Below are 22,871 nucleotides of genomic sequence, written 5' to 3' on the forward strand. Positions count from 1 at the left end.
AGAACAAAAATTTGCGCGGTTTAGCGAGAGCTACGTGATTTACCACGATTCTTATGAATCGCCAATTTTGCTTTTAGCTTACGCTTCTCAGATGAACGACTACGACGGCGCCCACCCCCATTTTGTTCAGGCTCAACTTCTTCTACAAGACTTGGTTCGAAACCTGCCAGCCATTCTTGGGGTAAGCGTTGATCAAGCAGGTTCTCGATAGCTTGCAACAAGTACTCCTCATCTCTACTCATCAGAGAAACCGCCAAACCTGACTTTCCTGCTCTTCCAGTGCGGCCAATTCGATGGACATAATCTTCTGCTTTGAATGGCATATCAAAGTTCACGACTTGTTCTAGCTCTTGAATATCTAACCCTCGTGCTGCCACATCGGTTGCAATCAAAGCACGCACCTTACCTTGTTTAAATTCATCCAAAGCTCTTTGGCGGGCGCCTTGTGATTTATCGCCGTTGATAGAAACCGCTTTGATGCCATCTAACTTGAGCTCTTTCGCTAACTCATCACTGCCTTGCTTCGTTTTTGTAAATACAAGCACTTGCTGCCAATTCCGCGAGCCAATTAAGTACGCTAGCAATTCACGTTTCCGTTTTTTATCCACTGGATAAACCATTTGTGCTACCGTTTCAGCAGTCGTATTTGCTGGTGAAACTTCGACTTCAACTGGCGATTCCATGAGTTTATGCGCAATAGTTTTGATTCGCTTCTCAAATGTCGCAGAGAACAATAGGATCTGTTTCTCAGCAGGCAAACGTCGGAAGATGCGCTGCAAGTCAGGCCAAAATCCCATATCTAACATACGGTCGGCTTCGTCTAACACGAGCATACCGGTTTTAGAGATGTTTACGTTACCATTAAACAGGTGATCCAAAAGGCGGCCTGGCGTGGCAATCAAAATATCAGCGCCCTCTTCTAACTTTCTCTTTTGTACGCCAATGCTTGTACCACCATAAACACACACGATGCGAAGTTCTGTTTCTGCCGAGTACTGATTCAAATTATCAAATACCTGCTGTGCAAGCTCGCGTGTTGGAACCAAAATCAATGCTTGAGGTGTGCCGTTAAGTTTCTTTTGCTGAACGGTTTGTATGATAGGTAAACCAAACGCAGCCGTTTTTCCCGTACCAGTTTGTGCAGCAGCAAGTAAGTTTTTTCCTGCAAGGACGTGTGGAATTGACTTTTCTTGCACTGGTGTTGGCGTCACGATATTTAGATTGCCTAGCGTCTCGATTAGCTTTTGTTCGATGCCTAAATCAGCAAAATTAACAGACATGTGTAACCTCATTATTTTTGGAGCGCAGAGTTTACCAGAGCCCCTAAAGCCATACTACTTTTCTATCTCATTGAGTTGAGTCGTTAAGCTGTTGCTGAAAATCATACGACTGGCGCAAAACATCTCGATAAAGTGACGAGAACTTCTCTTCTAATTCGGTGTAATCACTTTCAATCACTTTAAATGTTGTGGTTAAGTCTGCCATTCTAGGACTTCTTTGCGATATCCGATGTAGTGCAAATTCTATATTGTCTAGATCTTGATAGGATTGAAGCCATCGGCCATGCCACATTCTGCTGTGGAGCACCAAAAAACGTGGCGGCAAATGTTCATGAACCTCTCGGTTTACTCTCTCGTATGCCGTTTTTACAAAGTGTTCGAGAGGCACGGAATGAAAGTCGTTCCAGTGTTTTGCGAGGCAATGATCCCAAAACATATCCAAAGCGATAGGTGCAAAACGTCGCGCAACACCAGTGAAATGAGGCTTACATTCGTTGACGATTGGATGATGGTCGGTAATACGGTCAACAAATCTATGTAATCTGATGCCATTTGAGATATCGCGATCATACAGCTTGCTTGGATCTCCTTTTACGAAGTCTCCAAGCAAGTTTCCCAACAAATGGCTGTTACTGTGATCTGCGATATGCAGGTGGGCTAGAAAGTTCATTCGACGCCAGTTTTGGCCTCTAGGGCTTGGTGTGACATGAACCTAGTATAACGTCAATTACGACGAGATGAGAGTGTTCCGCTATTCGGCTTCGTTGTCTGAGCCAACGTATTCCGACAAGATAATGCCAATTTCAAGCGCATCTAGCAGCTCTAGGCTCTCATCGTTTTGGTATTGGTCGCTCATTGTGACCTCCTTTATTTTAAGCTCTCTTGCTTTTACTTGCTGACGGCCTGGCTCTTGCCATATCCACATCAGCAACTCCTTTTTATAGTCTTTATATGACACATTCATGACAGCGAGAAGTAAAGATTTAAAAACCTATGAGCATAATCAAAAGTAAACGATTGCAATTAGATTTCATATCCGCTTAACACTTTAGAGAAATGACTCTTTTATCAACATTCATGTCAATTTAAAGATATAACATACTGTTATAGGCGTCCTTAGATCTCATTTCTTAAACTAAATTTAGTATTCGTTACATATTTTGCTGATTAACTTCGCATATTTTGTTTCGATATAGCAATAGATTTGGTCAATATCTTTTATCTCTAATGGAGCTTTAAATGAGAGAAGTTGAGTTTAGAACGATAGACAGGCTGTTTATCAAGATGTCTATCAACGACAAAATGTGGGTTATATTCCTACTGTTTTTAGTAGCCCTCACTTCAGTGGCTGGAAGCCGCTACTTCAATGAAATACAACAATTTGAGCAGCAAGCCATCTCGGCGAGCGAAGCGAAGCTTTCTGGTATCGTTGATGCTCAATCAAACCGCGCTACAGAAATTGACGGCGTATCGAAATCGAACCGCGTAAGCGAGAGTTCTTTTGTCGATGGGTCTGTCACCGCTTATGCCAAGTTGCATTCTGGAGAAGTGATTAAGCTGACTCAAAATGTGTCCACACAATACGAATCGGTAAAATCATCAGCTCTATCGTCACTATTACTCAGCTTCTTATGGGTTATTCCTTTTGCCCTATTCTCTTACTGGGTGGCAACGTTTATCGGAGGAGCTCTGTGGGTTTTATATACAACAACCGAAAAAATTGGTGACGGTGACTTAACCTCTCGTCTTGGTTTTCACCCTGGTCGAGATGAATTCGGTACCATCGGCTGTGCGCTAGACAAGTCTATGGATACCTTAAGTGAACTGGTTAATAGTGTTAAAAATAATGCAACGATGTTGAGCGAGACATCTTCTGCATTCGAAAAAGATATGCAGTTGAGTGAAACCCAGATATCTCATCAATATCAAACGCTTGATTCAGTCGCGACGGCAATGGAAGAAATGACAGCCTCTGCAAAGGAGGTATCAAGTATTTCTCAACAAGCAACGACGCAGTCAGACCAAGATGCCCAGAAGATCGAACTAAGCAGAAGCCGTGTACAAAACGTGATTGGCGAGATAGAGACGTTATCTAGCTATATTGAACAAGCCTCTACGTCAGTAACCAATTTAAACGAGAATACGACGCAGATTAATGACGTGATCACAACGATTAACGCCATTTCAGAACAAACTAATCTGTTGGCGCTAAACGCAGCAATCGAAGCAGCCCGTGCTGGTGAACAAGGTCGTGGATTTGCAGTGGTTGCCGATGAAGTACGTACATTAGCAAGCAGAACTCAACAGGCAACAGTAGAGATCCAAGCCATGATTGAGAAGCTTCAAATTGAGAGCCAGAACATTGCTTCAATCACCAACCGAACCGTTCAGCAAGCTCAAACCAGCAGCCAGCTTATTGATGAAATCGGCCATGATGTTACCTCTATTGCCGAGTCAGCACGCTCATTAATGGACATGAGCATTCAGATTTCCACATCTGCTGAAGAACAAAGCGCAGTTGCTAACGATATTGCATCGGAACTTTCAGAAATTCGTAGTCAATCAAGCACAATCAGAGAAGTGGCGGAGCAATCTACCGCTGGCGTCGCTAATCTCACGCAAGCCTCCGTTTCTCTTGGTGAGATATTACAACGCTACCGCACCGCATAACGTTGTGGAACTTATGATCAACAAGGGCTCCTTAAGGAGCCCTTTTCTTTAAACCGTGTTCAACTATTACCTTCGATATTTTCTACGACATCCAAGTGGATATTTGAAGTGAATCTCAAGTTCTCGCTGTACCGGATGAAATAATGTTCTTAAACAAAGCGTTCCGCTATGCTTGATCTTGCCAATTCCAATTTGCTGCTGGAAAACAATATGAATAATTACAAAGACACAAAAGACATAGAGAACCTGAATTGCCCACTCTGCCAAGGAGATGAATATCTCATTTCATCGGATGGCGAGAAATTCACATGCGCTGCTTGCGGATTTCATACAAAAAACTTCTCATCTATCCAATGTCTACATCAAACGCCTTACCTACAGTCTAAACTTAAGCACATCCACAGCTTGAGTCCGGTTTGCCATTAGTAGGTCAAACAGAGCAGCCACACAGCTGCTCTTTTAATTCATCTAAATGATGAATGCGAATTACACGCTCGTCATCAACACGATTGATAGCTTCACCATTAAATAACTGTATCGTTTTGATACCGGCGTTTAGTCCCGCCTCAACTCCTTTAGGCGTGTCATCAATATAAAGACAGTCACTTGGTAAAAAGCCCATGCTCATAGCACTGTACATGATTAAATCGGGCTCAGGCTTCCAACTATTCGCATCGAATGCCGAGAACACTTTCCCTCGGAAAGCATCGAGTAAACCGGTTAACTCCAAAGCGTATTCAATTTTATCTTTAGGTCCATTAGACGCCACACAATATTCGATATTATGCGAATCCAAAAACTGAATTAATCGTTTTGCGCCATCCATCGGCTGTAAGTGACGCACAAAAAGAGACTGGACTTCTTCTCGGTATTGCGGCTCTAAAACATCAATTGGGACTTTGATATCTTTCAATTCTTTAGTATCTAAAAGGATGTCAGCGAGCTTTCCTCCTTTAAAGTGAGAAACGCACTCTTCCATCGTTAACTCAGCCCCATGCTGGTTAAATACATTGACGAGCGCTTGGCAACACAGTCTTTCGCTGTCGACCAACGTACCATCACAGTCAAATATCACGCACTTAATATTGGTAATTGCCATAGCCATCTCCAGACGTCTTAAAGGCTCAAGCCCAAGCTGATTTTAAGAATGTTTGGATTAATCTTATTTGAGTTTGGGATTGTTGAAACGACGAGCTTGGCATTTCATGGAAATAGAAGGGAGCAATTACAGTTTTTCTAAGCAAGATCACCCAACGTCATCTTGCTTTACTTTTTATGCACATTGATGTGTAAGTTAGTTTTCGATAACCACTGAGTCTAACAGTTTTTGCTCGGTGCTTAGTCTTTTAGCCAGATCAGCCACAAACGAGCTTTTGTATTTTGATTCAGAAACAGCAACATCAGAGATGAGTGTATTTCCTTCGAGATGGCTAACAATAGCAGCACCAATTGGGACTCCAGATTTAAAACCAACATATAATTCAAAATCTGGCGTGAGGATAATCTGTGTCAGATATTCAATGATCATATCTTTATCATACTGCTGTTCCCAGCGCTGAGATTGCAAGATAGAGAACATAATGGTCAGTCGATGAAAATCGACCAGAAAAATATCGTCGGGGTTAAATTCAGAGTCACTTTCCAGTAGTGTGTCTTTGTCGACTACTTGATACGTTGCTTTTTCTAGCGTTTTGAAATAGACATCGCGCCCTTTCAAACTCTCTGGTGTCGGAAATTCAACTTCGACCAGATCATACAGCCATGTATTTTTACGCTCGATACTGGCTAACTGTTGTTCATTCATCTTGATACCTTCGTTTAGAGCAGTACATTAGCATGAAGCCCGCAACAAACCTAGCGCACATAGACCTTTCCGTGGCTAAATTTTGTTTTAGGTGCAAACCTCTGATAGATTTCATCAATATCTTTCCTAGTTAAGGACAAAAATAATGAAAAAGATGCTGTTAAGTGCATTGCTTGCTACTACTCTAGTTGGTTGTTCAGATAACGATGTTGCTGACGTGGGGCTCGGTTGGTTTACTTTGAAAGACATCAAAGTCGGTGAGTTGAAAGACGAGGTGGTAACAGGTGTCACATGTCACATCGCCTCTATCGAAGCGGATTTCAGCTTAGCAGATCCAAGTGATAGCTCAATATCATGTCGTCAGACTGGCGAAATCACACCGGAAATGATTGCAAAAATAGATAAGAGTAAGTCCGGTGAAATTGTATTTAAGAAGTCAAAAAGCATTTTCTTCAAAACAATGAAGGTTCGCCGTATTTATGATGCCGATAACCAAACCTTACTCTACTTGTCTTATACAACAAAAGAGACCGATGGTAGTTTTAAGCATAGCCTTTCGACAGTCCCACTTTGGGGTACCAAGGCTTACGTTGAGCCAACTGAAGTGAAAAAGTAACGCGGGTAAATTTAGTTAGCGCGGAGCAGGCTCTTTCCGGGCGCTGCTGAGCAACAAGTTTAAAAAACAACCCATTGCAATACGACAAGCCTCATAAATTGCAGCTGCTTTGGTTGCTATTTACTCAGCTCGCTGATTTTTTCAGCGAGCAGACTTCTTTGTAATAAATCGCCACGATTTTCATTTTTTTGTGATACAATCCCGCCTCTTTTTTTTCTCACTCAAGAACAAGCATGAAGTTTCCTGGTCAGCGTAAATCTAAACACTACTTCCCAACTCACGCTCGAGATCCATTAGTAAACCAAATCCGACAGGCACCTAAGCTATATCGCCCAACTATTGTTGGTGTCGGTCAAACCATTGTAGATATCGAAGCACGTGTAGATGACGCGTTTTTAGAGAAATACAACCTGAGTAAAGGACATTCGCTCGTTCTTGAAGAAAGCAAAGCAGATGCACTTTACGAAGAACTGGTTGAGCAAGGCCTGATCACACACCAATACCCAGGTGACACGATTGGCAATACTCTTCACAACTACTCAGTTTTAGCCGATAGCAAATCCGTTTTGCTCGGTGTGATGTCTAAGAACATTCAAGTCGGTTCTTTTGCTTATCGCTACCTTTGCCGTACGTCTTCACGCATGAACCTTAACCATTTACAAACGGTAGATGGCCCTATTGGTCGCTGCTACACCCTAATTTCTCAAGACGGTGAGCGTACATTTGCTATCAACGAAGGTCATATGAATCAACTACTTCCGGAAAGCATTCCTGAAGAGATCTTTGAGAAAGCATCAGCCCTGGTTGTTTCTTCTTACCTAATGCGTGGTAAAGAAGAAGATCCAATGCCTAAAGCGGTACAAAGAGCGATCGACTTTGCTAAGAAGCACGATGTCCCTGTTGTACTTACGTTAGGGACAAAGTACGTTATCGAAGGTAACGCACAGTGGTGGCAAGAATACATTCGCGAAAACATTTCTGTTGTCGCTATGAATGAAGAAGAAGGTGCGGCGCTAACAGGTGAAACAGAGCCGCTAGCAGCTGCTGATAAAGCACTTGAGTGGGTTGATCTCGTACTTTGTACAGCAGGACCAAATGGTCTGTACATGGCTGGTTACACCGACGAGAAAGTAAAACGAGAAACCACACACGACATCCTTGAAAGCTCCCTCGAAGCCTTTAACCAGTACGAGTTTAGTCGTGCGATGCGTAAAGAAGACTGTCAAAACCCAATGAAGGTCTACTCTCACATCGGCCCTTACCTTGGTGGACCACTAGAGATTAAGAACACTAACGGTGCAGGTGATGCAGCCCTTTCAGCCTTACTGCATGACATGGCAGCAAACTCTTTCCACCAAAAAGAAGTGCCTAACTCAGAAAAGCACGAAGTACGATGCTTAACCTACTCCTCGCTTTCTCAGATCTGTAAATACGCAAACCGAGTAAGCTATGAAGTGTTGACGCAGCACTCTCCTCGCCTATCGCGAGCGCTTCCTGAACGAGAAGATAGCTTAGAAGAGACTTATTGGGATCGTTAAAACGACAGCTTTAAAGCTAAAAATATATCAAGGTCACCATTTGGTGGCCTTTTGTTTTTGTCTAGCACTGTAACGAGTAGATTTTGTTAGTATGTCGCACAATACGAAGCAGTAAACTCTTTACAAGCCTAACCGAAACAGTACCATCACCAAGCAGACCTTTGCCTCACAATAATACTCGTTATAACTCAGGTAGTTTTTCAACGCTACCTGAGTACCACTTTGGGGATTCTCCATGCAGTCAGATATCGAAATTTGCCGAAAAACACCACTTTCTTCTATTGATGTTATCGCGGAAAAAGTAGGACTATCACCCGAAGAGTATGACACTCACGGGAAGCACAAAGCCAAAGTCCACCCAAAATGTTTGGAACGACTCAAAGCAAATGATGACGGTAAACTTGTACTCGTCACTGCGATCACGCCGACTCCTCTTGGCGAAGGAAAAACCGTTACGACGATAGGCCTGGCGCAAGGTTTAGCAAAGCTTAATCAATCTGTTATTGCATGTATAAGGCAACCTTCGATGGGACCCGTCTTCGGTATTAAAGGTGGCGCAGCGGGCGGCGGTTATTCTCAAGTAGCTCCAATGGAAGAGTTAAACTTACACCTTACTGGTGACATTCACGCAGTGACAGCGGCGCACAACCTTGCTTCAGCCGCTCTTGACGCTCGCTTGTTCCATGAGCAACGCGAGGGTTATGATGCCTTTGAATCACGCACCGGGTTAAGAGCACTTAAAATCGACACGGCAAGTATTACTTGGAAACGAGTGATGGACCATAATGATCGTGCACTACGTAAAGTCAAAATTGGCCTCAATGATGCAGGAAAAACCATCAATGGTTTCGAGCGTGACGAAGGGTTCGATATTTCAGCTGCTTCCGAGTTAATGGCTATAATTGCACTAGCCAAAGATTTAAAAGATTTACGTCAACGTATCGGGAAAATTGTCGTAGCGTACGATTTGAACGGAACCCCCGTCACTACGGAAGATCTACAAGTTGCAGGAGCAATGGCAGTAACACTAAAAGAGGCGATTGCACCAACACTGATGCAAACTCTAGAAGGTGTTCCTACGTTGATCCATGCAGGTCCATTTGCAAACATCGCCCATGGAAATTCATCCATTATCGCGGACGATATTGCGCTAAAACTGTCAGGTTACACGGTAACTGAAGCCGGTTTTGGTTCGGATATGGGATTTGAGAAAGCGTGTAACATTAAAGCTGCTGCCGCCAACAAAGCCCCGGACTGTGTAGTGATCGTAGCAACATTACGCGGCCTCAAAGCGAATTCCGGACACTACGATTTACGGCCAGGTATGGCTATTCCAGATTCCATTTTTAATCCGGACCAAGCAGCATTGGAGTCTGGGTTTGAAAATTTAAAATGGCACATAAATAACGTTCATAAATACGGTTTACCTGCTGTCGTTGCCATTAACCAGTTTCCACAAGATTGTGTGAAAGAGCTTAAAGCTCTTGAAGAGCTGATTCACCAATTTAATCCCGAAGTTAAAGTAGCCATCAGCACCGCTTTTTCGCAAGGCGGACAAGGCGCAACGGAACTAGCTCAACATGTTATTGATGCGTGTACCACGCCTGTAGAGTTTTGTCCGTTATACAACAAAGAGCAATCATTACTCGAAAAGCTCATGGCAGTATGTGAAGCGGGCTATGGAGCAACCAATATAGAAATGACTCCTATCGCGACTGAACAGCTCAAACATTTTGAGCAATTAGGCTTTAACAACTTAGCGGTTTGCATCGCGAAGACACCACTATCTATAACCACGGACTCCGCAGTCAAAGGCGCACCAACTGGTTTTACCGTCCCAATCCGCGAGCTGCGCTTGTGTGCGGGCGCAGGATTCATTTATGCATTATCTGGAACCGTGATGACGATGCCAGGCTTACCTGATAAACCCGCATTTATGAATTTAGATCTTGATGATGAAGGAAATATCGTCGGTCTCTCTTAGTGCAGTGATAACGTATCGCTATCAGTGATAGTGAACATATTCATTGAGTGAGTGGTCTACTTACCTATCCACTCACTCTCAACAACTGTGAAAAGAGTTGTCTCAGGCCTTCTACTCTTGAATTGTTGATACAAAGCTCTCTTGCCTTACATCAACGCGCCTGTTTTAGACCTTTAGAGTTAAGACGCTAACCCTAAGCCTTGTTTAGCCATAGTTATTAAGCTAGAAAACCCTATTTATCTTCTTGTTTTGTAGCCACTTTACATTGTAAATCCATACTTGTTGACCTCTCCTTTCTACAATTTTGCGCCAATTTGATGCACGGGCTATTTAGCGCTTCACTAATATGGTGCAGTTGTCTTACAGTGAAATTTTAACCTCCTTGATTTTTAAGGAGATATTCTATGGCTCGATTCTTGTAGTAGACTTTTCACTAATAAGCACATTAGCACATGCTTTTCAAAACCTCTGCGTTGCATACCACCTCCTTCAGGTTAGCACCGTTTTGATGCATGTCAGAAAAGGGAAAGGGAATACTATGGAAGACGCACTCGCCGTAATTTTAGCAGGAGGGATGGGGTCTAGACTCAGCCCACTCACCGATGACAGAACCAAGCCAGCCGTACCTTTTGGCGGAAAATATAGAATTATAGATTTCACACTAACCAATTGTTTACATTCGGGTTTACGCAAGATCCTTGTTTTAACCCAATATAAATCTCATTCACTTCAAAAACACTTACGAGACGGCTGGTCGATATTCAATCCAGAGCTAGGCGAGTACATTACTGCTGTTCCACCACAAATGCGCAAAGGTGGTGCATGGTATGAAGGAACCGCCGATGCGATTTATCACAACATGTGGTTGCTATCGCGAAATGATGCAAAGTATGTGGTTGTGTTATCCGGCGATCATATCTATCGAATGGACTACGCCGCAATGCTTGAAGAGCATAAAGAGAAAGGTGCTAAGCTCACCGTTGCCTGTATGGATGTTCCCGTAGAGGATGCTTCAGCATTCGGTGTAATGGGCACCACAGAAAACGGGCTCGTTACTTCGTTTATAGAGAAACCTGAAACCCCACCTACTCTTCCTGGAAGCGCGACCAGAAGCCTTGTTTCTATGGGAATATATATCTTTGATATGGATGTTTTGAAAGAAGCGCTTGAAGAAGACTCAAAACTCGATTCATCAAGCCATGACTTCGGAAAAGACATCATACCTAAGCTAATTGATACCGAATCCGTTTACGCTTATCAATTCTGTGGCAGTAAAGGGCGCGTCGATAAAGATTGCTATTGGCGCGACGTGGGTACCATTGATTCCTTCTATGAAGCGAATATGGATCTACTAGAACCTGTGCCGCCAATGAACCTTTATCAGTCTAATTGGGCGATTCGTACTTACGAGCCGCAGTTTCCACCAGCTCGTACTGTATCGTCGGCCACGGGTAATGAAGGCATTTTTATTAACTCCATCATTGCTACCGGTGTCATCAATTCCGGAGGCTCGGTACAGCACTCCATTATTTCCTCTAATGTACGCATTCAAGATAGTGCAACGGTAGTCGATTCCATCATTTTTGATGACGTAGAAGTCGGTGAAGGAAGTCAGTTGGTCAACTGCATAGTTGATAAACATGTTCGTATTCCGCCACATACTCAAATTGGCATCAACAAACTTGAAGATGCGAAGCGATTTAAAATCTCAGACAAAGGTATTGTCGTCATACCTGAAAGTTACCAATTCGATTAAACGACAAACTATCACAACAAAAAAGCGCACGATAATCATCGTGCGCTTTTGTTTAAGTGCCTGTAAACATTAGGCTATAACAAATAATCCATAATAATTAGATGTTACATACCGTTGACCAGCTACCATCTGTACCCGGTTCAGCCGCTGTCCACCAGTTCGCTTGGTAAACCACACCGTTGTGGATGATCTTATCACCTTGGTTAGCGTGGCTTGGATTACCTGCCCAATCCGTTTGTGGCAGAGCTGGGTATGTCACTAAACCTGTCGTATCACACGTACCTGGTTCAGTGGTACCACCACCCGTGCCCGCATTTAGGTCACCAATTGGTAGATCTGGCTGTTCAAACTTAAACGCAAACTCTTTACCACCAGAAATCACTGAGTAGTTAGCCGGACCAGAGATTGGTAGATAGTAAACCATATCAAGCTCGTAAGTGCCGCCCGCTGGCAAGTCTTTCCATGCTGGTAGAGAGAACGACACACGGTGCATTACGCCATCTAAGCCACCAATGTTGTTTGCTCGAGTATGTCCAGAAGCAATCACTTTCAAACCACCACCTGATTGGTCTTTCGCATTGTCCGGCGCAGATACTGGGATATCGAATTGGAATTCAGTACCGCCAGGGATCGCTTGACCAGTGTTGTTCGTAAACGTGATTTTCGGGTTAATTGGGTAGTTTTGGTCGCCAACTTTGAAGCCGCCAACACTAACAGTAATGTCTACTGCTTCAGTTGGTGTTGGACCAGTCGCTACTTTGTTACCGTAAGGCGTCGCAGACTTAAACTTGTCGTAGATAGCTTTGGTCATAGTGTTACCCATGTGGTATTCACCATTACCCGCCGCACAAGCTTGTTCAGTTGCATCTACTGCCGTACGATTACCATTTGCATCCAGTACGTAACAGTTGTAGTCACCGGCTAGTTCCCAGAACATGATACCGCCGATCTCTTTATCGATAACGTAATCGGCTTTCACCTCGATAGAAGCTTTATCTTCCGTAGATAGGAATACGCTCTTCTCTGCGTTCCACAACCAAGGTGCCACAGCAACGCTATCGTAATGACGAGTATAAGTACCAACAAACTTATCTGAAGGATCGTTGACAGGGTCAAGACCGTAAGCAGCTGCGTAAGAGCCCCAAATACCGTTTTCTAGGTTCTTAGCATGCCACATTGGGTTAGAACCAGCGCCCATTTCGTTTCCTTTAGGGTCGGTATCATGCCACATGTTGTCGATACCAATAGCGCCGTGACCACAGTTGTTCTTCTCACCTTCACCTGTGCCCGGTTGGCACTCTGCTTGGTTTGGTAGTGCCGCTCGGCCCCAAAGGCCATTGTCGCCACCAGTAACACCTTGCCAACCACGGGTGTAGTAAGGAACACCAATGTTGATACGACCTGCTGGCATAGAGCCACGGAAGTAATGGTAAGCCCAGTCTGTGTTCAAGTAACCGATACCACCGTATGCAGCAGTGCCGTATACGTTCCACTGCGCTAGCTCAGAGTCTTTACCTGTATCGAATAAAGCCGCGTTATGACCAACGTGATCATTCCAAGCCCCATGCAAGTCGTAAGACATGATGTTTACGTAGTCTAGATACTTAGTTACATCGAAGGTTTCCATCCCACGTAGCAAGTAACCTGAAGATGGTGCTGCGATAGTCAGCATATAATGAATACCATCTTGCGCGGATGCCGCATCAAGTTTCTCACGCAATACTTTCATCAGCTCTTGGTAAGACGCCCATAAATACTGACGACGTGGTTCCATGAAGTCTTTGTCGTAAGGGTTACCAGCACCAGCCATTGACGTCGGGTATTCATAGTCAATATCTAGGCCATCGAACTTGTACTGACGCATCATTTCAACGGCAGAAGTTGCGAACTTCTCAATACCAGCATGATTAATAGAACCGTCCGCATTCGTCGTCATGGTGTAGAAGCCACCATCAGCTACACGATCGCCGTTCGTATCGAAGTGACCGCCCGTTTCAGCCCAACCACCAATCGAGATTAGCGTTTTAACATCATGTTTTTGCTTGTAAGTTGCTAGTGCACCAAAATGACCTTTAAAACCAAGAGCAGGATCTACCTCAACGCCTGGCCAAGTTTTACCTGTAGCAGGGTTGTTAGGATCATTTACGTCGCCAACGTTTACTTTGCCGTCAGAACCAATGCTCACAAACGCGTAGTTAATGTGAGTAAGTTGTTCCCAAGGAATGTCTTTAACAAGGTAAGTCGATTGTGGGTCGTCACCTGATCGCCAACTGGTGAAGTAGCCGATTACACGACGTGGGTGATCAGCCCCCATTTTCTCACGGCCTTCTTCGTCATAAATAGAACAGTAAGGAACATCTACACCCGTTGTTTGATAAAGACCATCAGGACGACAATTAGATGTCACTGCGCCGCCGTTTACTGTTAACGTCGCAATTGCAGAATCTGCTGTTGCTCCAGCATCATCGGTTGCTCTCGCATAAACACTTAATGAGCCAGCTTGTGAAGGGGTTACATCCAGCGTGTATGGCGCTGTTGTAGCAGTGCCAGCAAGCACACCTGCAACATAAAAATCAACTTTAGCAACGGTACCATCCGCATCCGTAGCATTTGCAGTCAGTGTTACGGAACCACCCAGGTCAATAGAGCTCGCAGAAAGCGCGACATCCACTGTCGGCGCTTCGTTACCAGGTTGCGCTGATGCCACAGTTAACGTCACAACACTTGCCGTACTAACGGCACCTGCATCGTCATAGGCCTTGGTAGAGAACTCGTGCTGTCCTTCAGTTGCTGTCCACGATGCAGCATACGGCGCAGACGTTGCCTGACCAACTAATACACCATCAACAAAGAACTCTACTTTGCTAACAGTCCCATCAGTATCTGCCGCATCTGCAGCTAGGTTAACAACATCACCCGCAGTCACAGAAGCCGACGCAGAAGGCGATGTCAGAGTAACCGTCGGGACTTCATTCTGAGGTGGTTCAACCGGTCCAGTGCCATCACAAGCGCCAAGTGTTTCCCACTCGCCCCACTCACCAGATTGCGCTGGATTGTTGTTTTGCGTCCAGTAACGCGCTTTATAAGCATTACCTTCATGCTGAACTTGGTCGCCACCGTTATAAACTTTTGATGATTGCCAAGTTTCTAGAGGGGCACAGTCAACTGCTGCGTAGCTATTGAAGGCCATAAGACAAGAAGCGGTGAGTGTGCTTAGTGTGAACACGTTTTTCACTGCGTTGCCGTTTTTAAGGTGCATAATCGCTCTTCCTTAAGTTATTGTTAAAACAATACTAAATGCGCTAAACGAAGCGCATCTATACTTTTATTTCGACGTAAAATAACTTAAGTACAAGTTGGTGATTTCACACTATCTATTTACGAGTTTTCCACACCGCCTCGCAACAATCCACTAAATGATTGCAACAACGTACCTATTATTTGGCACCAGTAACTAATTTTATAACTCAAATAAATATGTCACTCGCAAATTAATAAAAAAGGTAAAAAAAGTCGCCATTTTGAAATAAAGATCACTAAGCCTTTGTTGACCTTGGCGTTTCATTAAAATGCCGCTTGTACTCGCGACTAAACTGTGATGGGCTCGTGTACCCGACCATTCTCGCTGCATCATTAACACGTCTCCCCTCTAACTGGATCAATTCGCGCGCTTTGTTAAGTCGAACTTTCTTAATATATTGCAACGGAGATTCAAGCGTGACATTGCGAAATGCTTGATGGAAAGCAGACACACTCATGTTGGCTTCTTCAGCCAATGCTTGTACGTTCAACTGTTCATGATACGCTTGATGTACACGATTTAGTGCTTTAGCTACCCTCGCGTAAGAACCTTCTTGATGTGCTAGGTCAAATAAAACATACCCCTCTTTGCTCACCAAAGTACGATACACAATTTCCTCAAGAAGCAACTCGCCAAGCATGATGACATCAAGCTCGTTACACATTGCTTTCATTAACCGTTTGCACGCATCCAACATACCTTCATTCATACGTACCGACTTAAGGCCGCAACGGGTAGCATCCAGACACTTATTACTGAATTTTTCAGCCTCTAATTTTTTAACGAGTTTATGAAGAAGCGTTGGCGAAATATCTATCGAAATGCCAAGTAAAGGCTCATTGTTTGTCGCAAACGCTTCGCACTCTAGTGGCATGGGAACCCCGACAACAAGGTAATCATCGGGCCCATATTGCACTGGTGTATCACCAATATGAATGTTCTTATGCCCTTGACCCAATACGATGATGCCGGACTGATAGACAAACGGCTGGCGATGATTCCCTTTGCTACTGCGATAAAACCATACGCCATCTATCGCTGTTTTCTTCATACCTTCTAGGTCATGCATCCCCTGCTTTTCAACATATTGCTGCATGATATTTGCGAGAGTGTGCATTAGAGCGCTCCATCAATGACCAACGAGTTTGGTCTCTATTATCGTTTCGAGCACTATACTTCCTCTCGACTTTAACTTTCTAGCTCAAGAGCATTAATTTTGTAGAAATAGGCAAATTATTTGCAGAAATCGACCTGTTAACCATCATTAATCAGGACTAATATGCATGTATTCAATCTCCTTCACTGGAAGCAAGAGGGCTAATAATGAACTTTTCTTATGTAAACCCAACCAAGATTTTCTTTGGTCAAAAACAAATCGCAGCAATCAAAGAAGCTATCCCATCCGACCAAAAAGTTTTAGTGGTATACGGTGGTGGCTCCATCAAAAAAAATGGCGTGTACGACCAAGTAGCAGAAGCTCTTGAGGGACATGAATGGCTAGAGTTTTCAGGTGTTGAACCAAACCCAACCAAAGAAACGCTCGATAAAGCAGTCGCAATGGTAAAAGAGCATGGTGTTGATTTTATTCTAGCGGTAGGTGGTGGTTCAGTCATCGATGGTTCCAAATACGTAGCAGCGGCATCAATGTATGATGGTGATGGTTGGGATATCATGATTGGTAAGCACCAAGTCACTGAAGCGACGCCTCTAGCTGCAATTTTGACATTGCCAGCAACAGGCTCAGAGTCAAACATGGGCGCAGTTATCACTAAAAAAGAAACTCAAGACAAACTTCCGTTCATGTCTCCAGCAGTGCAGCCAAAATTTGCCGTGTTAGACCCAGATGTAATGAAAACACTGCCAGAACGCCAGCTTATCAACGGCATTGTTGACGCATGGGTGCACGTATGTGAGCAATACTTGACGCTTCCTACCGGTGCAATGGTTCAAGATGGTTACGCAGAAACACTGCTGAAAACCTTAAAAACACTCGGAGAACAGTTTGCGGAACGAGACGACGATATGTGGCGCGCAAACTTAATGTGGTCTGCTAACCAAGCATTGAATGGGTTAATTGGTAGTGGCGTTCCACAAGACTGGGCGACACATATGATCGGCCATGAATTAACCGCTCTATGGGGCGTTGATCATGCGCGTTCTCTTGCAATTGTCCAACCATCGTTACTTCGTAACCAAATGCAGTTTAAGCGCCCTAAGTTAGAACAAATGGGTCGCAACGTATTTGCTCTTGAAGCAGGTGAGGATTTAGCAGAGCGCACAATCGAAGCTATCGAAGCGTTTTATCATCAACTTGATGTCGCAACTAAGCTCGAAAACTATGGTGAGAGCCGTGAACAAGCTATCGATGCCATCATTGATCAACTAAACAAACACGGCATGACTGTTTTAGGTGAAAACCAGGCGATCACACTTGAACGTAGCCGAGAAATCTTAGAGTTAGCTGTCTCATAACTGCAACAATTCTTCACTGCCCTTCCTAGGGTTTAACGGTATTGTGACTTAACAGTCACAATACCGTTTTTTTATGCTATTTTGTAAGCCACATCACGTTCAAAACGAGGAGGCTTCTAAAAACAACGATTCCCTCCAGACAAAAAATCGGCCGTGTTGGTTAGTAAAGAGACAACTGTCCAGCTTTACACAAATAAAAATAATTGAGATCAAAGAACGAGTTAACTCGTTAATTAAGTTTTGATTTGTTGTAGTGATGTACTACATAATTTTGTCTGTTCGAGAAAACACTTTATGTGGCTAGTTGTTGTCGTATTAGCATTCATACATATCATCAGTATCCGTAAAGGCTCTAAATGGCTCTTTTACGTTTCTAAACCATTACCAGTGCTCTGTATGCTTGGTATTTTAATTCAGTCCCCGGCTTACCCAATGCCATATGCGCATTGGATTTTGATTGGCTTATCGCTCTCGTTGCTTGGTGACGTGTTATTAATGCTACCTAGAGACAAGTTCATTACAGGATTAGTGCTCTTTTGCTCTGCCCATCTCTCCTATAGTTATGGTTTTGCCATCATGTCAGCGTGGTATTTTACACCTTGGCTCCCAATTGCCTTGTTCGGACTCGGTATATGCGTCTACTGGTTGTTCCGACCGGATCTCGGTAAAGAGAAACGGCCAGTTGCCAGTTATATATTGGTACTGATGACTATGTGCTGGGCTTCGATCGAGTATTATTTGAGTGGGAAAACACAATCCTCCTCCTTTGCAGTGCTCGGAAGCTTTATCTTTATTATCTCTGGCATCGTATTGGCTTTCGAACGCTTTGGAGGACGGTCAATATTTTCACGACAAGTTGTCATGGTGACCTACTATTCTGCACAGACATTAATGGTTATGTCTGTTGTTGCGATTGTTGTTCGTTATCCGTATCTCGTTGAACTGAGTTAGTCATACTCTAGACTGCACCAACATTAAAGAAACATGGATGTATCTTGTAAGCGATCTGAATAGAGTCTTAAAATCATCGCCTAAACATTAGCTTATTCTTAATGAAATTACGCGCACAACTTGCTATTGTAAAAGGATATTTTTCCGTTATAGCGTGCCCCTTTGAAAGAGAATACTCCCGTCGTTGAGTTTAGCGACGTAAATAAGTGGTATGGCGATTACCACGCTCTAAAAGACATCAACTTCTCCGTGCATTCTGGCGAGATCGTCGTGGTGTGTGGCCCTTCAGGTTCCGGAAAATCAACGCTCATTCGTTGCATCAATCATCTTGAATCGATTCAAGAAGGCCAGCTTCATGTGTTCGACCAGCCTTCTCACGCAAAATCTCTCAAGCCCGGTAAAATCGGCATGGTGTTCCAACACTTTCACCTTTTTCCTCACTTGACTGTACTGGAAAACCTCACCTTAGCGCCGATTCGCACACTCAAATTATCAAAACAAGAAGCTGAAAAACGCGCAAAACATTACCTAAAGCGAGTCAATATTGAAGAGCAAGCGAGTAAGTATCCAATCCAGCTTTCTGGCGGTCAGCAGCAACGCGTCGCGATTGCCCGCTCCTTGTGTATGGAACCGGATTTACTCCTGTTTGACGAGCCAACTTCAGCGCTTGATCCGGAAATGATCAACGAAGTGTTGAATGTCATGGTTGAGCTGGCTCAAAGCGGAATGACGATGATTTGCGTCACGCATGAAATGGGATTTGCCAAAAAAGTAGCGAACCGCGTGGTATTTATGGACGAAGGCCAAATCGTGGAAATGAACTCTCCAGTCGCCTTATTTGAGACACCACAGCATCCACGAACCCAAGCATTTTTGAACCAAATTTTAAGTTACTGATGATAGTTCGCGTAATCAAACCTGTCCTTCAAGCTTTACTGCAAATGACGCTCCTCTTCATCGCGATTGTGTGGGTGTTGGACTCTGGTGCCGACGCTATGGGCTATCAATGGCAATGGGAGCGCGTACCTGATTACATCGCTTTTTATGAAGATGGCGAATGGTGGCCGGCAGAACTTATTGATGGGCTATTGGTCACGCTTAACATCTCGGCTATTAGTCTATTTTTTACCTTAGTATTAGGGTTGGTTACCGCGTTACTAAGGCTTAGCGATTCGAAAGTCGGCAATGTTATTGGTACCACTTATGTCGAAGTAATACGTAACACGCCGTTGTTGGTGCAAATCTATTTACTCTACTTCGTGTTTGGCCCCGTGATTGGTTTGGACCGATTCAGTACCGCCGTTTTGGCATTATCCCTTTTCCAAGGTGCCTACACCGCGGAAATATTCCGTGTAGGTTTAAACAGTATTCCTAAAGGGCAATTCGAAGCAGCACAAACTCTCGGACTATCACCGTTTTACACCTACAAAGACGTAATTTTTCCTCAGGTTTTACAGCGCACATTACCGCCATTAACCAATGAAGTGGTTTCTTTGATCAAAAACTCTTCCATTGTAAGCGTGATGGCGATTTTTGATCTAACAACACAGGCACGCAACATCGTCTCAGAGACGGCGATGCCGTTTGAAATTTGGTTTACCGTGGCAGCAATTTATCTTGCTCTCACTCTGTCACTTTCTGGCTTGTCTGCATGGCTAGAACACAAACTCGGAGCCAGTTGGCGCAAATTATAAGGAGATAACATGAAGTTATTCAAAGCGACCATTACTGCATTATTAGGGCTAGCCATCGCTATGCCTACTCTCGCGAAAGAAGGTGTTGCCACACCCAATGTAGATCAAATCAAAGAACGAGGCACTTTGCGCGTTGGTATGTCAACATTTGTACCTTGGGCAATGCGTAACAAGCAAGGTGAGTTAATCGGTTTTGAAATCGATGTTGCCAAACGCTTAGCACAAGATTCAGGTTTGAAAGTGGAATTCGTACCGACTGCATGGGATGGCATTATTCCCGCATTACTGGCGAAAAAGTTCGACGTGATCATTGGTGGCATGTCTGTTACGCCTGAACGCTCCAAAAGCGTCTTGTTTACTGAGCCCTACTCGCACTCAGGCGTTCAAGTAGCAGCAAACAAAGAACTCGCCTCTGGTTTTAGCGAATTTTCGGATTTTGATTCACGACGCGTAAAAATTGCGGCTCGTCGCGGCGCATTCACCGTTCAAGTAGCCAGAGAAACCTTCCCGAAAGCGAAGATCCTGCAATTCGATGACGACGCACAAGCGTTCCAAGAGGTGCTGAATGGTAACGCCCACGCGGTCATTGCTTCTAGCCCAAAACCAGAACATGAGACAGTGAAACACAGCGACAAACTATTCCTTCCATTCTCTGAGCGACTATCACAAGGTAACGAAGCCTTTGCAGTTCGTTTGGGGGAAGAAGATAAAAAGGCCTTTTTCAATAAATGGATTGAAGCAAGAACCCAAGATGGATGGTTAAAACAACGTTATGAATACTGGTTCTCGACATTAGATTGGCAAGATCAAGTCGCGCAAGGCCAGTAATCTTAATGGCTCGTGGACGCCGCGAGCCTATACTCTCCAATCATTCATTTTACTTTTCCATAACTTATCGGAGTCAAATTTTTGGGCGAACACACTACCACTCGCACAGCACCCGCGAAATCCAGCACAGGCTACCTTTTACCGCAATTAAACACACTAGACTGGGTACTACTTGTTATGTGCGGTATCGGTGGTGTTTGGCTGTACCATCGGTCCGCTGTTGGTGTGCATTATTTGTGGCAGTGGAAAGAGGCACTTGAATTACTTTTCACGCCTAGAGCAGATGGTGGTTTGCCCTACTTCTTCCAAGGTTTGATTTCGACGTTAAGGCTCAGTATTTGGGGCATCAGCTTCGCATTAGCGTTTGGCACTTTGTTAGGCTTAGCACGCTTCTCTCGTTCCGTTTGGTTGCGCACACCTGCCAATGCGCTTATCCAGTTAGTGAGAAACATCCCTCCGTTGGTGTTTGTTTTTATTTTCTACTTTTTCATTTCTAACCAATTGATCCCGTTACTCGGTTTGGAAGATCTTCTACGAAACTACAACGGCGAACCAAATGCGCTACAGCGCTTTCTGTTTGGGCCTTCTAACCTTTGGGAAAACCTTGCCTCTGGCGTGTTATGTGTCGGCTTACTCTCTTCTGCCTACATTGCAGAAGTTGTGCGCGGTGGTTTACAAAGTATCGACCAAGGTCAGTGGGAGGCGGCTGACTCATTGGGCTTGTCTCGGTGGGTGAAATACCGATTTGTTATCGCGCCACAGGTGCTTAAATCAATAACACCTGCACTTGCCGGTCAAACCATCTCTTTGGTGAAAGACACCTCTATTGTTTCACTGATTTCGATACAAGAAATGACGTTTGTTGGGACAGAGATGGCAAATTCATCAGGGTATATATTTGAAATTTGGTTGATTGTCGGCCTCGCTTACTTCTTAATTTGTTTTGGTCTGTCACTTATTTTTCGCCATATTGAAGCAAAATCGGAAGCCATTTCAAATTAACTCAACCGCATATGTAATTAGGCACATTTGATTCTTCAAATCAGAATTGCACCCTGTTACATTGGCAAGATGCTAAATTTTCGGCGTTTTTCATGGAGTTAAAGAATCAATCCGACTACGAGCGATACATAAAACAAGATAATCTTGGTGAATATTACGTAGTTCTCAATCAATTCACTTTTCACAGTGTTTATCAGCCAATTTTTGATAGACGCCAACGTATTATTGGTATGGAAGCCTTACTGCGTATTCGTGGCATTGATGGTTCCCTAATTCGTCCTGACGTGTTTCTGGCCAATAATGGTCTTGATCCCTACTTTCGCTTATGTGTAGAGTTTTTATCCAGAGCAATGCACATTAGAAATTTTGCACGCTATTTCGCAGGGACACCGATCAAACTGTTTCTTAACGTCATGCCTCAAACGCTACTCACACTAACCAAAGACATGGGCTTTAAAGATAACGGCCTGCTTTACAAACGCCTTTCCGAACTTGGTATGAGCCCAACAGACGTAGTTTTTGAAGTAGTCGAAGAGTCATGCGGAAATACGGATTTATTAATCAAAGCCGTACAGTTAATGAAAGCGAATGGTTTTATCTTTGCTATCGATGATTTTGGCGCCCAACATTCTGACATCGCACGTGTTCAGCAGCTCTGCCCTGACATCATCAAAATCGATCGTTCTTATTTGCTAGACTACTGCGCCGGAGAAACCTTTTCCATACATAGCGCCGTTGATCTAGCGGATCATATGGGAGCAAAAGTCATTATAGAAGGGGTTGAAGAAGACGGGCAGCTACAAGCTATGTATCAACTTAATTTGGATTATTACCAAGGCTTTTACTTAGGAAAGCCTTGCGCCATTCATCACTGGACAGATAGCCTAAACATCGAGACGACAGTGCATTAACACTGCCCACTTACAGCACAGTGAAACCAAAAAAGCGCCGATATAATATGCTCGGCGCTTTTTA

19 protein-coding genes are annotated in these 22,871 nt (G+C 43.9%); 12 read left to right on the forward strand and 7 right to left on the reverse strand.

Features of this window, described 5'->3' with window-relative positions:
• Positions 1-20: 20 nt before the first annotated feature.
• The 3 genes from R7Z41_RS12835 to R7Z41_RS12845 all read right to left on the reverse strand — a co-directional run bounded on the left by R7Z41_RS12835 (position 21) and on the right by R7Z41_RS12845 (position 2,205).
• Complete coding sequence (locus R7Z41_RS12835; protein WP_025767791.1) at positions 21-1,280, reverse strand: DEAD/DEAH box helicase; 1,260 nt, start codon at positions 1,278-1,280, stop codon at positions 21-23.
• 67 nt (positions 1,281-1,347) lie between these two features.
• Positions 1,348-1,950 carry an ACP phosphodiesterase gene (locus R7Z41_RS12840; protein WP_025767792.1) on the reverse strand — a complete coding sequence of 201 codons (603 nt, stop codon included), beginning with the start codon at positions 1,948-1,950 and terminating at the stop codon, positions 1,348-1,350.
• A gap of 81 nt (positions 1,951-2,031) precedes the next feature.
• Positions 2,032-2,205 carry a hypothetical protein gene (locus R7Z41_RS12845; RefSeq protein ID WP_017820948.1) on the reverse strand — a complete coding sequence of 58 codons (174 nt, stop codon included), beginning with the start codon at positions 2,203-2,205 and terminating at the stop codon, positions 2,032-2,034.
• A gap of 314 nt (positions 2,206-2,519) precedes the next feature.
• Here R7Z41_RS12845 and R7Z41_RS12850 point away from each other — a divergent pair, with 314 nt between their 5' ends.
• The gene (locus R7Z41_RS12850; protein ID WP_025767793.1) at positions 2,520-3,950 is read left to right on the forward strand and encodes a methyl-accepting chemotaxis protein; all 1,431 of its coding nucleotides are present in this window, start codon (positions 2,520-2,522) and stop codon (positions 3,948-3,950) included.
• Positions 3,951-4,380: 430 nt separating this feature from the next.
• Here R7Z41_RS12850 and R7Z41_RS12855 read toward each other — a convergent pair whose 3' ends face one another.
• Both R7Z41_RS12855 and R7Z41_RS12860 read right to left on the reverse strand, forming a co-directional pair.
• The gene (locus R7Z41_RS12855; RefSeq protein WP_025767794.1) at positions 4,381-5,049 is read right to left on the reverse strand and encodes an HAD-IA family hydrolase; all 669 of its coding nucleotides are present in this window, start codon (positions 5,047-5,049) and stop codon (positions 4,381-4,383) included.
• A 195-nt stretch (positions 5,050-5,244) separates the two neighbouring features.
• Positions 5,245-5,754 carry a hypothetical protein gene (locus R7Z41_RS12860; protein ID WP_005376378.1) on the reverse strand — a complete coding sequence of 170 codons (510 nt, stop codon included), beginning with the start codon at positions 5,752-5,754 and terminating at the stop codon, positions 5,245-5,247.
• A 145-nt stretch (positions 5,755-5,899) separates the two neighbouring features.
• Here R7Z41_RS12860 and R7Z41_RS12865 point away from each other — a divergent pair, with 145 nt between their 5' ends.
• From R7Z41_RS12865 to glgC, 4 genes are all read left to right on the forward strand, one after another.
• Positions 5,900-6,370: a CreA family protein gene (locus R7Z41_RS12865; RefSeq protein WP_005397614.1), complete on the forward strand. Its 471-nt coding sequence runs from the start codon at positions 5,900-5,902 to the stop codon at positions 6,368-6,370.
• A gap of 233 nt (positions 6,371-6,603) precedes the next feature.
• The gene (locus R7Z41_RS12870; protein WP_005376376.1) at positions 6,604-7,908 is read left to right on the forward strand and encodes an inosine/guanosine kinase; all 1,305 of its coding nucleotides are present in this window, start codon (positions 6,604-6,606) and stop codon (positions 7,906-7,908) included.
• Between the two features lie 235 nt (positions 7,909-8,143).
• Positions 8,144-9,892: a formate--tetrahydrofolate ligase gene (locus R7Z41_RS12875; protein WP_225477833.1), complete on the forward strand. Its 1,749-nt coding sequence runs from the start codon at positions 8,144-8,146 to the stop codon at positions 9,890-9,892.
• A gap of 538 nt (positions 9,893-10,430) precedes the next feature.
• A complete protein-coding gene (gene glgC, locus R7Z41_RS12880) occupies positions 10,431-11,648 on the forward strand; it encodes a glucose-1-phosphate adenylyltransferase (protein WP_025767797.1) in 1,218 nt (405 codons plus the stop codon).
• A 97-nt stretch (positions 11,649-11,745) separates the two neighbouring features.
• On the opposite strand, the gene R7Z41_RS12885 is transcribed toward glgC, so the two are convergent.
• On the reverse strand, positions 11,746-14,907 hold the full coding sequence (locus R7Z41_RS12885) for a chitinase C-terminal domain-containing protein (RefSeq protein ID WP_025767798.1): 3,162 nt from the start codon (positions 14,905-14,907) through the stop codon (positions 11,746-11,748).
• Between the two features lie 277 nt (positions 14,908-15,184).
• Positions 15,185-16,066, reverse strand: coding sequence for an AraC family transcriptional regulator (locus R7Z41_RS12890; protein ID WP_206969532.1), 882 nt, complete (start codon positions 16,064-16,066; stop codon positions 15,185-15,187).
• A 206-nt stretch (positions 16,067-16,272) separates the two neighbouring features.
• Here R7Z41_RS12890 and R7Z41_RS12895 point away from each other — a divergent pair, with 206 nt between their 5' ends.
• From R7Z41_RS12895 to R7Z41_RS12925, 7 genes are all read left to right on the forward strand, one after another.
• A complete protein-coding gene (locus R7Z41_RS12895) occupies positions 16,273-17,421 on the forward strand; it encodes an iron-containing alcohol dehydrogenase (protein WP_005376393.1) in 1,149 nt (382 codons plus the stop codon).
• Between the two features lie 294 nt (positions 17,422-17,715).
• Complete coding sequence (locus R7Z41_RS12900) at positions 17,716-18,372, forward strand: lysoplasmalogenase (RefSeq protein ID WP_225477831.1); 657 nt, start codon at positions 17,716-17,718, stop codon at positions 18,370-18,372.
• Between the two features lie 162 nt (positions 18,373-18,534).
• Positions 18,535-19,269: an amino acid ABC transporter ATP-binding protein gene (locus R7Z41_RS12905; protein ID WP_213962475.1), complete on the forward strand. Its 735-nt coding sequence runs from the start codon at positions 18,535-18,537 to the stop codon at positions 19,267-19,269.
• Entirely contained in the window at positions 19,269-20,066 is a 798-nt protein-coding gene (locus R7Z41_RS12910; protein ID WP_213962476.1) for an amino acid ABC transporter permease, read from the forward strand. Before R7Z41_RS12905 ends, R7Z41_RS12910 begins: the two co-directional genes overlap by 1 nt.
• Before the next feature lie 9 nt (positions 20,067-20,075).
• Positions 20,076-20,894: a transporter substrate-binding domain-containing protein gene (locus R7Z41_RS12915; protein ID WP_213880725.1), complete on the forward strand. Its 819-nt coding sequence runs from the start codon at positions 20,076-20,078 to the stop codon at positions 20,892-20,894.
• 81 nt (positions 20,895-20,975) lie between these two features.
• Positions 20,976-21,896, forward strand: coding sequence for an amino acid ABC transporter permease (locus tag R7Z41_RS12920; protein ID WP_213962477.1), 921 nt, complete (start codon positions 20,976-20,978; stop codon positions 21,894-21,896).
• A 92-nt stretch (positions 21,897-21,988) separates the two neighbouring features.
• Positions 21,989-22,807: an EAL domain-containing protein gene (locus R7Z41_RS12925; protein ID WP_213962478.1), complete on the forward strand. Its 819-nt coding sequence runs from the start codon at positions 21,989-21,991 to the stop codon at positions 22,805-22,807.
• Positions 22,808-22,871: the final 64 nt, after the last annotated feature.

Origin of the sequence: Vibrio sp. 1457, assembly GCF_033340195.1 — a bacterium.
Lineage (GTDB): Bacteria > Pseudomonadota > Gammaproteobacteria > Enterobacterales > Vibrionaceae > Vibrio > Vibrio alginolyticus.

What these genes read in the sequence shown, in the direction of transcription:
- R7Z41_RS12865 (WP_005397614.1), top strand. Translation starts at nt 5,900, where the DNA reads ATGAAAAAGATGCTGTTAAGTGCATTGCTTGCTACTACTCTAGTTGGT.
- R7Z41_RS12850 (WP_025767793.1), top strand. Translation starts at nt 2,520, where the DNA reads ATGAGAGAAGTTGAGTTTAGAACGATAGACAGGCTGTTTATCAAGATG.
- R7Z41_RS12915 (WP_213880725.1), top strand. Translation starts at nt 20,076, where the DNA reads ATGAAGTTATTCAAAGCGACCATTACTGCATTATTAGGGCTAGCCATC.
- R7Z41_RS12835 (WP_025767791.1), bottom strand. Translation starts at nt 1,280, where the DNA reads ATGTCTGTTAATTTTGCTGATTTAGGCATCGAACAAAAGCTAATCGAG.
- R7Z41_RS12845 (WP_017820948.1), bottom strand. Translation starts at nt 2,205, where the DNA reads ATGTGGATATGGCAAGAGCCAGGCCGTCAGCAAGTAAAAGCAAGAGAG.
- R7Z41_RS12855 (WP_025767794.1), bottom strand. Translation starts at nt 5,049, where the DNA reads ATGGCAATTACCAATATTAAGTGCGTGATATTTGACTGTGATGGTACG.
- R7Z41_RS12885 (WP_025767798.1), bottom strand. Translation starts at nt 14,907, where the DNA reads ATGCACCTTAAAAACGGCAACGCAGTGAAAAACGTGTTCACACTAAGC.
- R7Z41_RS12875 (WP_225477833.1), top strand. Translation starts at nt 8,144, where the DNA reads ATGCAGTCAGATATCGAAATTTGCCGAAAAACACCACTTTCTTCTATT.
- R7Z41_RS12900 (WP_225477831.1), top strand. Translation starts at nt 17,716, where the DNA reads ATGTGGCTAGTTGTTGTCGTATTAGCATTCATACATATCATCAGTATC.
- R7Z41_RS12910 (WP_213962476.1), top strand. Translation starts at nt 19,269, where the DNA reads ATGATAGTTCGCGTAATCAAACCTGTCCTTCAAGCTTTACTGCAAATG.
- R7Z41_RS12925 (WP_213962478.1), top strand. Translation starts at nt 21,989, where the DNA reads ATGGAGTTAAAGAATCAATCCGACTACGAGCGATACATAAAACAAGAT.
- R7Z41_RS12890 (WP_206969532.1), bottom strand. Translation starts at nt 16,066, where the DNA reads ATGCACACTCTCGCAAATATCATGCAGCAATATGTTGAAAAGCAGGGG.
- R7Z41_RS12840 (WP_025767792.1), bottom strand. Translation starts at nt 1,950, where the DNA reads ATGAACTTTCTAGCCCACCTGCATATCGCAGATCACAGTAACAGCCAT.
- glgC (WP_025767797.1), top strand. Translation starts at nt 10,431, where the DNA reads ATGGAAGACGCACTCGCCGTAATTTTAGCAGGAGGGATGGGGTCTAGA.
- R7Z41_RS12860 (WP_005376378.1), bottom strand. Translation starts at nt 5,754, where the DNA reads ATGAATGAACAACAGTTAGCCAGTATCGAGCGTAAAAATACATGGCTG.
- R7Z41_RS12895 (WP_005376393.1), top strand. Translation starts at nt 16,273, where the DNA reads ATGAACTTTTCTTATGTAAACCCAACCAAGATTTTCTTTGGTCAAAAA.
- R7Z41_RS12870 (WP_005376376.1), top strand. Translation starts at nt 6,604, where the DNA reads ATGAAGTTTCCTGGTCAGCGTAAATCTAAACACTACTTCCCAACTCAC.